Source organism: Yersinia intermedia (assembly GCF_900635455.1).
Taxonomy (GTDB): domain Bacteria; phylum Pseudomonadota; class Gammaproteobacteria; order Enterobacterales; family Enterobacteriaceae; genus Yersinia; species Yersinia intermedia.
On record NZ_LR134116.1, the window covers coordinates 4092653 to 4107329 of the forward strand.

Consider the following 14677-nt stretch of genomic DNA (forward strand, 5'->3'; position numbering starts at 1 on the left):
CAGGGATGAAGAAAAATAACGAGCCAACCATCAAAACTCATCATCAATTGCTGAGTTATACCCTGTGCGCCCTGCTGGTATTGCAACCGGTTATGCCCGCACTGGCTGCTGAGGTGAGTATTGCCGGGGGTAATACACAGCTAGATAAAGCCGGTAATGGTGTGCCGGTGGTGAATATTGCGACACCGAATCAGTCCGGAATTTCCCACAACCAATATAACGACTTCAATGTGGGTAAAGAGGGGTTGATCCTCAATAACGCTACCGGCCAGTTGACGCAATCTCAACTGGGTGGATTGATTCAAAACAACCCTAATTTGCAAGCCGGTCACGAAGCCAAAGCCATTATTAATGAAGTGGTGGGCGCTAACCGTTCACAGTTGCAAGGCTATCTGGAAGTGGCCGGTAAGCAAGCCAGTGTCATGGTGGCAAACCCTTATGGTATCACCTGCGATGGCTGCGGATTTATTAATACCCCGAATGTGACACTGACTACCGGCAAGCCAATAATGGATGCCAACGGTAAATTGCAGGCGTTGGAAGTCACTCAGGGAGCTATCTCGATTCAGGGCAAAGGCCTCGATGCCAGCAAAAGCGGTGCATTGTCAATTATCAGCCGTGCCACTGAGATTAACGCCCAACTTTATGCGCAAGACCTCACTCTGATTGCCGGTAGCAACCGGGTGGATGCTGCCGGTAATGTCAGCGCGTTGCAAGGCAAAGGTGATGTGCCCAAAGTGGCGGTTGATACCGGTGCGTTAGGTGGGATGTATGCGAATCGCATCCGTCTGGTGTCCAGTGAAAAAGGGGTGGGTGTTAACCTCGGTAACCTCAATGCTCGTCAGGGGAATATCCAACTGGATAGTAGCGGCAAGCTGACCCTCAATAATTCGCTGGCACAGGGCAGCCTGAATGTCAGCGCGACCGAAATGACGCTGGGTGGCAGCCACAAAGCCGGGCAAGATATGGTGTTGAACAGCCAAGGCAAGCTGGCAGTGAACAACGCTTCGCTAAATTCGGATCAGCAAGTAGTACTCACCGGCGGCGATTTGGCACTGGAGCAATCCACACTCAGTGCGGTCAAAGCCATGACTCTGGACTCGGCGGGCAAGTTGCGTGCAGCCAACAGTACGTTACTGGCGGGTCGCGATGATCAAGGCAAATTGGTCAGCGGACAAACGCTGACGCTAATAGGTACCGAACAACAATGGTTGAATAGCCAACTCGGGGCTGGAACCGTGCTGGCGGCCGCGCAGAACAACCTAATTCTGGATGGCAGTTCAACACTAACGGGTTTAGATGGTGTGACCTTACAAGGTGGTACCCTGAATTTGGCGGGTAAAACCAGCTCTGGCGGTGATGTCACACTGCAAGGTACTGACCTGCAAAGTACCCGCAACAGCCAGTTTAATGCACAGGGCGATATTCATCTCACTTTCAGTGGTAATGCGGATTGGCAAGGGCAGCTTACCGCTGGGCGGGATCTTACACTACAGACCGCAACACTGGATAACAGTGGGCAACTTGCAGCCAATCGCCACAGCCAGATAACGACACAAAGTCTCAATAATAGTGGGCTGATGCAAGCTCAAGGCTCCCAAAATCTGGACGTCGGACAACTCGACAATAATGGCCAACTGCAATCAGCTGGCACATTGACATTGAATGCCAATACGGTGAATAACCGCGGTCTGATTGGCTCACAACAGCAGTTAGCCCTGACGGTGCGCGATACGCTGAACGTCGATGGGTCGCTGTATGCCGAAGGGCCACTGAACGTACGAGCAGGTGAGTTCCTGCTGACGGGACGGGCGACCGGGAAACAAGGTATCGCTATCAACAGCAACCTGACGACCGCTGAAGGCTCGGCGCTACTCAGTACTGGCGATATTCACCTGCAAGGGGGGGCGTTACTGCTGAGCGGATTGCTGTCTGGCGATCATGCCCTGACCGTGGCGGGAGAGCAGTTCACTACGGGCAGCAGCGCGCAAATTCAAGCCAAAGATAGCATCACATTGAATGCTGAGAAGAATGCCCAGCTTGCCGGTATTTTTACTACGTTTGGTGACCTGAATGTTGTCTCTGGAGCCACTGAAAACCGGGCGGATATAGTTGCACGCAATATTGGTTGGCACAGTGACAGCCTTACCCAGCAAGGTCGTATGCAGGCTGACCACGATTTGACACTGACAGTCAATCAGCTTAACCAGCAAGGAACCTTGCAAGCAGGACAACAGTTGACGCTGCGTGGTGAGCAATTGGTCAACAGTGGACTGGTTAGTGCCCCGCAGCTCGAACTGGCATTTACTCGTAGTCTGGACAATAGCGGCTCATTGATAGCAAGTCAGGGGTTAACTCTGGACGTTCCTTCACTGAGCAACAGTGGCACCCTGGCGGCAAGCACACTGGCACTGAAAGCCCATAATCTAGATAACAGAGGGCTAATGCAGGCCGACGTCAATGCCATTATTGATGCACAAACATTCAACAATAGAGCTGAAGGACGTTTGCTAGCAGGGGGCGCTCTGACTTTGCAAGGTGTGCAACTGAACAATGCCGGTAAACTGCAAGCCAATCGCCTGAATATTGAAACACAAACCTGGGATAACACCGGCAGTGCGTTAGGTATTAGCCAACTCACGGCAAACGCCACACAAAGCCTCACCAACAGCGGGCAACTGCTGAGTCAGGGCCCTATCACGTTGAGTACGGAGTCATTGACCAATAATGGAAAAATACTCAGTGAGAGCCAACTCAGCCTCAGTGCACAGGAGTTTATCAACCAGGGTGAAGCGCAAGGCACCACTACACAGTTAAATGCTGAGCAGTTAACCAACAGAGGTCATCTGATTGGCGTCGAACGCCTGATGTTGCAATTGCAACAGGACTTGAACAACGCCACTGGCGGTAAGCTACTGAGCGGCGGTGATCTCAAGGTGAATGCAGGGACTGTTAGCAATGCCGGGACGTGGCAAGGTGAACAGATTATTCTGGCGGCGCACCAACTGGATAACACCGGGACTTTACAGGCGAATAACGTCATCCAACTCGATCTCACCGGCGATATTAACAGTGGTGCAGGCAGCCAAATTATCACTCTCGGTGAGGCGGCGATTAATGCGCTGACGTTGGTTAACCACGGCAACTGGCAGGCGACCTCGTTGTTCCTGAAAGGAGATTCACTGCTCAACAGTGGTGTCATCGTCGGGGTGAATCAGCTTAAGTCTGAAATAAGTGATGGCATCACCCAACAAAAAAACGGTGAGATGTTGAGCAAGGGCTTACTGACCCTGAATGCCACTCAAGTCGATAATCAGGGGCGTATTCAGGCCAGTTCTCTGACGCTACACACGGCAGACATTACCAATACCGGGGTGATGCAAGGGCAGGATACGTTCAGTGCCCAACTGAGTGGCGTGTTCCATAACCTTGCCAGCGGTGATCTGCGCAGCCAAAACGGGTTGAACCTCAATGCTGCGGGGCTAGATAACGCGGGTAACATTCAGGGCGCGGGAGCCAGCACATTCGTGTTGACGACGCCGATGCTTAATACGGGAAAAATTGTTGTCGGGGGGGATTTAGATATTGGCTCTCTCGCCCTCAACAACAGCGGCTGGCTGCAAGCGAATAACATCACTTTTAACGGCACGCGACTGGATAACACCGGTACGTTGATAGCTGCGGGCGATAATCTGTTGACGCTCGATATTTTCAACAATCGGGGAACGGTACAGGGCGACAACCTGCAAATGACGATTGGCAGCCTGAATAACGCAGGTACCCTGCTGGCCACACGTCAGATGGGCGTTCAGGCGCAACAGATTGAGAACCAACAGGATGCTAAGTTATTCAGCGCAGGCGACCTGACAGTAGTCGGTGGTACATTTAGCCTGTTTGGACAATTGGTCGCCTTGGGCAACCTTTCCGTGACACTCAATGATGCCCTTACACAACACGGCACACTCGCCGCAGGCAAAGTGCTGAACCTGTCCAGTAATGGGGATATCACCCTCGCGGGTACTACGCAGGGTCAAAGTCTGGCTATCCATAGTCTGGGGCAGTTCACCAACAGCGGAACACTGCGCGGTGGTAACGGTGATGTCCGTATCAATGCCGCGGGTATCACACAAAATGATACTGCCAGCCTGCAGGCTGGAGGCCGCATACAGCTATTGAGTAGCAGCACTATCAGCAATAACGGCTTTATCGGCACCGCGGGCGACCTGCTATTAAACGCGGCCAGCCAATTGTTCAACAGCGGCATGTTGTACAGCGGTGGCAATATGCAACTGTTGGCAGACCGGATCACCAACCACTACGGCGATATTTTAGCGGACAACAGTCTGTGGATGCAGAAAGACACCACTGGCAATGCCAATAGTGAGGTTATTAACACCTCTGGCACCATTGAAACGGGGCACGGTGATATCACCATCAACACCGCCCATTTGCTGAATCAGCGTGATGGATTGAGTGTGACCCGTACTGACAAGGATCTGACTAATGAATATCCTTGGTTAAATGGTGCATTGGTAAAGGTTCCACTCAGTTTCTTCGAGGCAGGTGAGATTGGTTACTACACGATAATGATCACCCGGCAAGAAGCTGGAGACGATGCCCGCCAAGTAAGTCACACAGATACCTATGCCGCCCCCTTTGAGAAAACACGAGAGCTGGCATTATCTGTTTCGACCCTTTCAGTCACCAGCAAGGGAGCGGCTGGACGTATATCTTCCGGTAAAGATCTTATCGTTACCGCTCAAAGGTTCGATAACCTGGCCAGCGATATCCTCTCTAACGGTGATATCTCTCTTACGGGTAACACGCTGAATAATCAGTCCTGGTTGGCGGGGACAGAAACACGTTATCAAACCTACCGCACAGGAGAGCTTCCTCAGTCCAGATATTGGTATGAGGTGTCCAAATTACGGCCTCTCAATATCTACGCATTGGGGCAAATCAAGGACCAGTCTGTTACTTACACCGCTGATGGCGATATTCGTACTGAACGCAGTGAAGACAGTCAGCTCTATCGCTCCGTCATTCAAGCCAGTGGCGCAGTTAACGCCCATTTCACTGGTGACATCAGTAACACCACAGCCACACCAAATGCAGGTGGAGTGAGTCATACGCTGGCGGCCCCTAAGCTGGATTTACTATCACAACCGGATAATATCGACACTGCTCAGGCACAAGACCTGAAGGACGATCAACATATCACCGTAGGGACACCAGTCTGGAAAGATAACTTGCAGAACGCGCTGGGTTCCTTGGGCAATAATGCCACGGAGTTGGCGGATTATCCGTTGCCGAATAGCAACAATGGCCACTTTGTGTTGGCCCCTGACCCAAGCAGCCCCTACCTTATCACCACCAATCCCAAACTGAATGAATTGGGACAACTCGATAACAGTCTGTTCGACGGGTTGTATGCGATGCTGGGCCAGCAACCGGAAGCTGCACCACAGGAAAACAATAGCCAGTTTACTGACCAAAAGCAGTTCCTAGGCTCAGCCTATTTCCTAGACCGCTTAAACCTGAAACCCGATTATGACTATCGCTTCCTCGGCGATGCGGCTTTTGACACCCGCTATATCAGTAATGCGGTCCTGAGCCAAACTGGTCAGCGCTACCTCACTGGCCTTGGGTCGGATTTAGCTCAGATGCAATATCTTATCGACAACGCGGCACAAGCCCAAAGCGGGCTGGGACTAACACTGGGTGTCAGCCTGACAGCGGAACAGGTTGCCGCCCTGAACAAAAGTATTGTCTGGTGGGAAGAGATTAATGTTAACGGCCAGACTGTTTTAGCACCGAAGCTGTATCTGGCAAAAGCAGATAGTGCCTCATTAACTGGCAGCATCATCGCGGGTAATCAGGTTAATCTTGATGCCGGTAAAGTTATTAATGTGGAAAGTACCCTCAAAGCCGACCAGTTGTTGGCGGTGAATAGTCTAACCACCCTCAGTAACCTGCAAGGCGGGAAAATAACGTCCGGCGGTGACCTGCAACTGAGTGCTATCAGTGATATCAGTAACATCGGCTCCAGCATCGCCGGTCAGCGAGTGGAACTAGAAAGCCTTGATGGTAATATTATCAATCAAACACTCAGCCAGCAGTGGACAGCGACGGCGGCAGGTGATGGTCGTTGGGATAGAGAGTCATTGTCATTAACCCGTACAGAAATTGGCGATACCGCCACTATCAGCGCCGGGGACTCTCTCAGTCTGAATGCAGGAAAAGACATTTTAGTCACGGGTGCCAAGGTGTCTGCTGGTGGTAATTTGGATGTGCAAGCGGGTGGTGATGTTGATATCAAAGCCAATACCACGCTCAGCAATAATGAACATAATCAACAGCGTGATCGCCGCAACGGTTATAAACAAAGTGAGCAGCGCGACAGTCTGGGCAGTGAAATTAGTGCTGGGGGTAACCTGACCCTCAATGCAGGCAACGATGTGTCACTGACGGCCAGTGAACTGGCCGCGAAGGGGAACGTCGGGCTGTCTGCAGGGCGTGATATTTCGCTGGAAACAGCGGAGAAAAATAGCCAACAAAAAACCAATAACAGTGAAAATCGTACCACTGATGCCACCCGCTCAGTGATAACCAGTGGCAATAATCTGACATTGGATGCCGGGCGTGATATCAACTCACAGGCAGCAGCGCTGGTGTCAGATAACGACAGCACACTCAAGGCTGGCCGTGACGTCAATCTTAATGCCCAGCAAAGCAGCACCTACAGCGAAAGCCACGGTGATCGGAAACAGCAAATTAATGAATCCATCCGTCAGCAAGGGACTGAAATCGTTAGCGGTGGGGACACCACCATTCTGGCCGGTAATGACATTAATTTACAGGCCACACAGGCGCAGGCTAGTGGTGATATTGCCCTGAAAGCCGGCCATGACATTAATGTGGCCACGGCGAGAGAAAGTGATTATTCCTTCTTTGAAGAAACCACCGTTAAGAAGAAAAGGCTGTCGAAGACCACTACCCACGTGGTATCTGAAGATTACGCCACACAAGAGCAAGGCTCGCTGCTCAGTGGCAAAAATGTGTCGGTATCTGCCGGTAATGACTTACTGGTGAAAGGCTCTGCGGTTGTCGGTGACAATAATGTCGCACTGACTGCGGGCAACAATGTGGATATTGTGGCGGCCACCGAAGAACAATCCAGCTACCGTTTGTCTGAACAGAAAAAAAGCGGCATGTTCAGTGGTGGTGGCATCGGGGTCACTATTGGCAGCACTTCATCACGCCAACAAAGTCGTGATTCAGGGACGACACAAAGCCAAAGTGCCAGCACTATTGGTAGCACGGGCGGCGATGTCGCCATCAAGGCGGGCGGCACCGCCCATATTGGTGGCGCAGATATTCTGGCCAATAAAAATCTAAGTGTCACCGGTGATAGCGTCATCATTGAACCGGGTCAGGACAAACGCAGCAGCGATCAGCTTTATGAACAAAAAAGCAGTGGCTTAACACTCGCGCTTTCCGGCGCGGTAGGTTCAGCGCTGAACACGGCGGTGACAACCGTACAAGAGGCAAAAGACGAAACCAATGGCCGTCTGGCAGCATTAAAAGGCACCAAAGCGGCTCTGACAGGAATATCGGCTAAACAGGCCGCGGATCTGGCTCAGGCACAGGGCAATACCGATACCGGCAGCCTGATTGGTATCAGTGTGTCATTAGGCTCACAAAAATCGACCTCGCAACAACATCAGGAACAACAAGCCGTCAGTGGTTCAACTCTCACCGCAGGCAATGACCTCAATATCACTGCCACCGGTAAAGGTCAACTTGCCAACAGTGGTGATATCATCATCGGCGGGAGCCAGCTCCAAGCGGGCCACGACACTACGTTGGATGCCGATCGAGACCTGCTGTTACTCGGGGCAGCTAATACCCAGAAAAGCGAAGGCAGCAACAGCAGCAGTGGCGGTAATATCGGTGCCAGTATCAGTTTTGGTGACAAAATCGGGGTGAGTGTTTTTGCCAATGCCAATAAATCCAAAGGCAACGACAGTGGTGATGGCACTTATTGGTCTGAAACTACCCTCGACAGTGGCAATACTCTCTCTCTCACCAGTGGCCGTGATACTACCTTGCAGGGTGCACAACTCAGTGGCGACAAAGTGGAAGCCGATGTCGGCCGCAATCTGGCCTTACAAAGCCAGCAAGACAGTGACCGTTACGACTCGAAGCAGCAAAGCATCAGCGGCGGCGTCAGCGTAGTGGTATGGGGTGTCGGTAACAGCTCGGCGAACCTGAGTATCAGCCAGGACAAAATGCACAGCAACTTTGATTCGGTGCAAGAACAGACCGGTATCTTTGCAGGCAAAGGTGGCTTTGATATTACCGTAGGGGAACACACCCAGCTTAACGGTGCGGTGATTGGCTCTACGGCAACAGCGGATAAGAATAAACTTGATACCGGCACACTGGGCTTTAGCAATATTGAAAATAAAGCAGAGTTCAAAACCGAACATCAGGGTGGCAGCATCAGCACCAGCGGTAGTGTAGCGGATAACTTCCTCGGCAACATGGGCAATCTGGTGCTGGTCGGGGCCAATAATGATGGCAACGCGCAAGGCACCACCCATGCGGCAGTGTCTGACGGTAGCATCATCATTCGCGATCAAGACAAACAGCAGCAAAATGTCGACGACCTGAGCCGTGACGTCGAACATGCCAATAACGCCCTCACCCCTATCTTTGATAAAGAGAAAGAGCAAAACCGCCTGAAAGAAGCACAGTTGATTGGCGAGATTGGCGGGCAGGTGTTTGATGTTATTAGCACGCAGGGGCAGATCCAGGCCACCACTGCGGCGAAAGATGCATTGGCGAAAGGTGGTAATCTCAACCCAACCCAGAAAGAGATAGAAGCATCGCCAGTCTATAAAGATGCCATGAAAGATTATGGCATTGGTGGCACCTACCAAAAGATCGCGCAAGCAGCCACCGCTGCTCTGCAAGGATTGGCTGGTGGTGATATGACCAAAGCACTGGCGGGTGCATCAGCCCCGTATCTGGCGCAGATGATTAAAGATGTCGCCGGTGAAGATAATGAAGCGGCACGCATTGGGGCACATGCGGTGTTGGGCGCAGTGCTCTCTCACCTGCAAGGTAACAGCGCTGCCGCAGGTGGTGCCGGAGCTTTAAGTGGCGAACTGGCCGCCATCTACATCAAAAACAACCTCTACCCGAATATCGAGACCAAAGACCTGACCGAAGCGCAGAAGCAGGTTATTGTTAACCTCAGCTCCCTGGCGGCGGGACTATCCGGTGGCCTAGTAGGCGATAGCACGGGTAGTGCCGTTGCCGGGGCGCAGGCTGGGAAGAATGCGGTTGAGAATAACTATCTCAATGCCAGTGATAAGATCCGCCAACAGCAACTGGAAGCCAAATTGGCCAATGGCACGATTACTGATAGTGAAGTGAAAGATCTGGCTGACCTGACACAAAAGAATATTACCAGTGATGCAAATCTGAAGAATGCCTGTGCCAGTGGGGCCAGCGCAGGTTGTATCAATGAGATAAAACTGGCGCTTGCTGCTAAAGAAAGCTATCAGGGTTATGCGGAATACCAGACCTATTACGACTTACGCGACCAGTTTCCGGAGGAAATGGCGAAGTTCGGTGATCTCATCGGGAACTACTCGCGTGATCTGCTCAAGCTGGTAGACCAGGGTTATACGCCTGAGCAGGCACAGGCCAAGATGGCGGAGGATGCCGCCTACTCAACCAAATATCAGCAGGCAATCAACGATGTTCCTGGCTGGGCCAAGATAGCGATGACCATCCAAGATACGGCAGGGATCGTTTATGGTGCCAAGGCAGCGGGAGCAAGTCTTGAAAGGTTGGCTGAAAGTCAGTTGGTTCCCTATCGGCAGTTGGTTACCGATGTCCGCGCCGGATTATCTTCCGCGCCAAAGCGTTCAGGTAACGTTGCTGTTGCTGAAGTGAATATTCCCGGTATGCCAAAGCAGATCGCTGCACATAGTAGTGTTGATAACGCAGGCAAAGGGTTGGTAGGTAAAGGAAGTCAGAATTTTGAGCATAAAACACTGCCGAACAAAGAAGGTGTTTTGATTCCAAGAAATACTGATTCTGAATATAAAATTCTTGATAATCTGGCCGATCAATTGGGTAACAATACTTCTGCGAAAGGGTCTGTGACTATTTTCACAGAACGCCCTGCTTGTGGTAGTTGCTTAGGTGTGGTTGACCAGTTCCAACAAAAATATCCCGGAATCCAAGTTAACGTCTTGGATAACAATGGTGTGTTATTAACGCCGAGGAAGAAATAATGAATAGTGAACGTATTGATTATTATGAAATTAAAAGAGATTTTTTAGACTGTTGTTATGCTGGTTGCCGCGCGAGGTTGAGTGATATAACAACGGGAAACTCACAGTGGCCAGAGGGTACAGATGAAAGGGGGTATGCCTCTTATCAATATGAGGGGGTTTATCAACTCCCTATCGAACAATTAATGTTAGCGGTTATTAACTTGATATTAATGGCTGCGCGTGGTCCTGAACATGTTGAAATGTTCCATCGAAATGAAATTAAAAAAATTTTATCAGCCCATCCCCTTGATGAGTTGATAAAAGACATCGCTGAAGAAGAATGCAGTGATCTTCTTTACGATATGAAGCTATTAAAGCTGGTTTAGTTGTCACTAACCTCGGTCTTGGTCGGGGTATTACACGACAGGTGATCACATGGGTAAAGACTTCTCAGCAGAATTTAAACTTGAGGCGACCAAGCTGCTACAATAATTATGCCAGCAAGTCACGGCGTATGGTCGTCGCCCGCAGTACCAGCACAGCGCCCCGAAATGGTCAGATGTCCAACTGATCATCTTTATTCTGATAACTGTATAGGGATAAAAGTTAGTTAACGTACGCCGAGATGTTTATCATCATTTAACAAATGCCACCTAAAAAATTGGTGGTCACTATATTATTTGACTTACATCTTATCCCACTGAAATAATGAAAAAAATATCTTTATGAGGGAGATTCCATGGCTGTTAGTATCGCTGAATACCTAGGTCAGAGAACAGATGTAGAAGAAGCCATTGTACCAATAGTAAGAGGTACCCAAGTTCAATGTCCCTTCATGGACCGAACATGTGACAAAGTTAGTAAAAATAATCATCCTGTGTGTTGTGTTCGTAAGCCTGATGGCACTATTTGGATCGTTTGTGAACACAGACTTTGCTCTACTCGCCAAAAAAAAACAGCCATTGTGGGTGGTCGTACACGACAAGTTGACAATGTTTTGGTTGAACATCAAAAAGATATCTTACGAAAAGTAGCAAAGTTGATTTATCAAGATCCTGAATTACAGGACTCCGAAATTGGTGTAAAAAGGGAAGTCAATATTCCTTTACCTGACTCTGACAATAGCTACCATGCGGACTACGTAATGAGAAATTTCTCTGGTCGGGGAAAAGCGGATGAAGTCCTTCTAGAAATGCAAGGTGGTGGAGAAACAAGCAGCACTGGAGCAATCACGCGACATATTGCTGCTTGGGCCGAGCTCGAGTTCCCTACTAATGAAATTCTAAGACAACCTGTAGCGGCAAACACGATCGAAACTAACGCATGGAGGCGACAACAAGAACAATTTCTTGTAAAGGGTAATGTGGTTGATCAAACAGGAGGGAAGATCGTTTTTGCTGTCGGTAGCTTGCTTTACGATTATCTACACCGAAGATTCAGAAACGCTAATCTGAGGGATCTTAAAGCTCATAATTGGACACTGTGTATCTTGGCTTTCAAAGAGGATTCGACACAAGCTCCTCTGCTAGGTGCCATTCCATTAGCAATTGATAGCACGAAAATTTTATTCACTAACTATTCAACATTTGTGCGATTTTTAACAGATCAGGGCGCACCACGCCCTGAACTGTTCGAAGGTTCCTTCTTACGATTGGATAACAGCACGGTTACGATTATGCCTCGCTGATCATTTGTTGATCTACGAATACAATTCGTTTTCCTATCCACTCAACAATAGGGACCGCAACCGCGTTCCCTACGGCTCTGAATCTATTAGAGTCCAGTTCTCCGGAAATCCCTGTAGACGCTCGTACTCTGAAGGCAGCATTCGGCGCACATACAGCATCTGAGCTTCCTCTTGAGTCAAGAGTATAGGTTTCTCCGTCGTTCCTGTATCCTTTTGCTTGGGGGCCCGCAGTTGCTTTTCGTCCAATGCTGGCATGCTGGATAGAATAGATATCTGCTTTTGATAGGCCTGAATTAGAGGCTCCGGAAGCATTTGCCCTCTCTCCTTGGCCCTGTTTATCAACGATTCTAGTTGCTCCGGATTCAAAAAGGACTCGAGCGGAGCGCATATCTCCAAGACTTCCGACAATGTACACTCTTCTTCTACGCTGGGGTGTTCCAAAGTATTTTGCATCCAATACTCTCCATGAAACGCCATACCCGAGTTCGACCAACGTATCGATGACAACTTTGAAGTCTTGCCCATTATGGCTGTTGAGGAGCCCGGGAACATTTTCAATAATAAGCCATTCAGGTTTTCTTTCTTCGATGAGTTTTGCATACGTATAAAATAAGCCGCTTCGGGCTCCCTCCAAACCTTTACGTTTCCCTTGGTTAGCTGACGAGACATCCTGACAAGGAAAACCACCACACCAAACACTACTTTCAGGAATATCATCAGCTACCAACTGAGTAATATCAGTATGTAACGGAATATTTGGCCAATTCTTTTTGAGAACTTTCTGGCAGAACTTATTGATTTCGCATTGGAAAACAACTTCCATCCCAGCCCTCTCAAGGCCCAGATCGAATCCACCAATCCCCGCGAAAAACGAGGAAACCTTGTACTTCTTTAGTGGTTTCTTTTTCATATAGTATATGTCATCATTTTTTGATCCGCAGATCCTAACGGAAACCAATCTGATTGGCCACCTTTTTTTATTGGCTCAGGCCGAATACACCAATCTTCAACCTAAAATTTCGAACTCACGCCGATACAACTGTAATTATAACCAGTTGATTTGAATTTCCAACAGAAGTGTTTAAAACTGCGCAAGTCATTCCAATTCAGTCACGTTTCCCAAAATCAAACGGACTCACCCCCTTCTCCCGATTAGCATCCAGATAATCCGCCCACCACTGCAGCATCAATCTTCGCTCATCCAAATGTTCCGCCTTATGAATGTAAGCCGCACGCACAGAGTTTCGTTCTTGGTGACTCATCTGCCGCTCTACCGCATCCTTCGACCACAACCCCGACTCAATCAATGAACTACATGCCATCGTCCTAAAACCATGGCCACAGACTTCAACCTTCGTGTCATATCCCATAACGCGTAGAGCCTTGTTCACCGTGTTTTCACTCATTGGTTTACGTGGGTCATGATCACCGATAAAAATCAGCTCACGATTTCCACTCATGCTTTTGATCTTTTGCAGAATAGCGAGCGCCTGGCGGGATAAGGGGACAAGATGAGGAGTACGCATTTTTGATCCCCGGTGCGAGTGCTTAACACCTTCCAGTGGTTCACGCTCTCCAGGGATTGACCACATGGCGGTTTCAAAATCCACTTCTGACCAACGGGCGAAACGTAATTCACTGGAACGGATAAAAACCAATAAAGTCAATTCTACCGCTAACCGAGTGAGTGGCCTGCCACTGTAGTAGTCGATGCGATGAAGCAACTCTGAAACACGGTTTAACTCAAGAGCAGCACGGTGCTTTCTTTTACCCGTTGCTACAGCGCCCGCCATCTCCTGCGCGGGGTTGTAATCGATTAAACCGCTTTGAACTGCATAGCGCATTATTGCTGTTGTTCGTTGTTGCAGTCGGGAAGCCACTTCAAGACGTCCAGACATCTCTACGGCTTTGATTGGAGGCAAAAGATCACGGGTTCCGAGATCTGCAATATTCCGTTTGCCAATGGCTTGAAAGAGATTGTCCTCTAAGCTTTTGAGCACTCGAGCACTGTGAGCTTCTGACCATTGACGATTACTGGCATGCCACTCTCTGGCTACCACTTCAAAAGTTATCGCTTCTTGCTCCTGCTCTACCTTAACGGCTTTCTTGCTCTCACTTGGGTCCACACCGTTAGCTAACAGCTTACGAGCTTCGTCACGCCGCGCCCTGGCATCAGCCAACGATATTTCAGGGTACTTCCCCAGCGCCAGCATCTTCTCTTTACCACCAAAGCGATAGCGTAGCCGCCAGTATTTCGAGCCGTTAGGGTGAACCAGTAATACCATGCCTTCGCCGTCGGTAAGTTTATAGGCTTTCGCTTCAGGCTTGGCTGTACGAACCTTCACATCACTCAGAGCCATGTTGAGTATCCTTTCAAGGGTTCTGCGTGGGTACAAACATTATCGAACCGGGATATACCCGCAATTGTACCCACATCAGTAAGTTGATGTAGATTGAATCAGGTTGACGTATGTTGAGTGAAAAAGCGAGAGGAGCCTTGCGGGGACTGGATTTTAGACATAAAAAAAGACGTCCGTAGACGTCTCTTTACATACTAATGGTGCCGAAGGCCGGAATCGAACCGGCATGCCTCGCGGCGGTTGATTTTGAGTCAACTGCGTCTACCGATTTCGCCACTTCGGCACTGAAGTAGTATGCGGAGAACGAGGTGAATTATACCTACCAATGATCCGCA

Annotated in this window: 5 protein-coding genes and 1 tRNA gene; 3 read left to right on the forward strand and 3 right to left on the reverse strand. The window is 49.5% G+C overall.

All coding sequences use genetic code 11. From position 1 onward, the window contains the following. Positions 1–5: 5 nt before the first annotated feature. From EL015_RS18705 to EL015_RS18715, 3 genes are all read left to right on the forward strand, one after another. On the forward strand, positions 6–10313 hold the full coding sequence (locus EL015_RS18705) for a hemagglutinin repeat-containing protein (protein WP_005186610.1): 10308 nt from the start codon (positions 6–8) through the stop codon (positions 10311–10313). Beyond that, positions 10313–10681, forward strand: coding sequence for a hypothetical protein (locus tag EL015_RS18710; protein WP_050413757.1), 369 nt, complete (start codon positions 10313–10315; stop codon positions 10679–10681). The genes EL015_RS18705 and EL015_RS18710 overlap by 1 nt, the downstream gene beginning before the upstream one ends. A 353-nt stretch (positions 10682–11034) precedes the next feature. Next, complete coding sequence (locus tag EL015_RS18715) at positions 11035–11982, forward strand: hypothetical protein (protein ID WP_005186606.1); 948 nt, start codon at positions 11035–11037, stop codon at positions 11980–11982. Here EL015_RS18715 and EL015_RS18720 read toward each other — a convergent pair. From EL015_RS18720 to EL015_RS18730, 3 genes are all read right to left on the reverse strand, one after another. Further along, positions 11969–12892: a DNA cytosine methyltransferase gene (locus tag EL015_RS18720; protein WP_032906667.1), complete on the reverse strand. Its 924-nt coding sequence runs from the start codon at positions 12890–12892 to the stop codon at positions 11969–11971. The two genes, EL015_RS18715 and EL015_RS18720, sit on opposite strands and share 14 nt — an antisense overlap. Before the next feature lie 196 nt (positions 12893–13088). Further along, positions 13089–14342 carry a tyrosine-type recombinase/integrase gene (locus EL015_RS18725; RefSeq protein WP_005186604.1) on the reverse strand — a complete coding sequence of 418 codons (1254 nt, stop codon included), beginning with the start codon at positions 14340–14342 and terminating at the stop codon, positions 13089–13091. Between the two features lie 198 nt (positions 14343–14540). Next, positions 14541–14625 (reverse strand) — tRNA-Leu (locus tag EL015_RS18730). Positions 14626–14677 lie beyond the last annotated feature (52 nt).

Bases quoted from the DNA above. Each gene is read 5' to 3' on its own strand.
- EL015_RS18705 (WP_005186610.1), top strand. From the start codon at position 6: ATGAAGAAAAATAACGAGCCAACCATCAAAACTCATCATCAATTGCTG.
- EL015_RS18710 (WP_050413757.1), top strand. From the start codon at position 10,313: ATGAATAGTGAACGTATTGATTATTATGAAATTAAAAGAGATTTTTTA.
- EL015_RS18715 (WP_005186606.1), top strand. From the start codon at position 11,035: ATGGCTGTTAGTATCGCTGAATACCTAGGTCAGAGAACAGATGTAGAA.
- EL015_RS18720 (WP_032906667.1), bottom strand. From the start codon at position 12,892: ATGAAAAAGAAACCACTAAAGAAGTACAAGGTTTCCTCGTTTTTCGCG.
- EL015_RS18725 (WP_005186604.1), bottom strand. From the start codon at position 14,342: ATGGCTCTGAGTGATGTGAAGGTTCGTACAGCCAAGCCTGAAGCGAAA.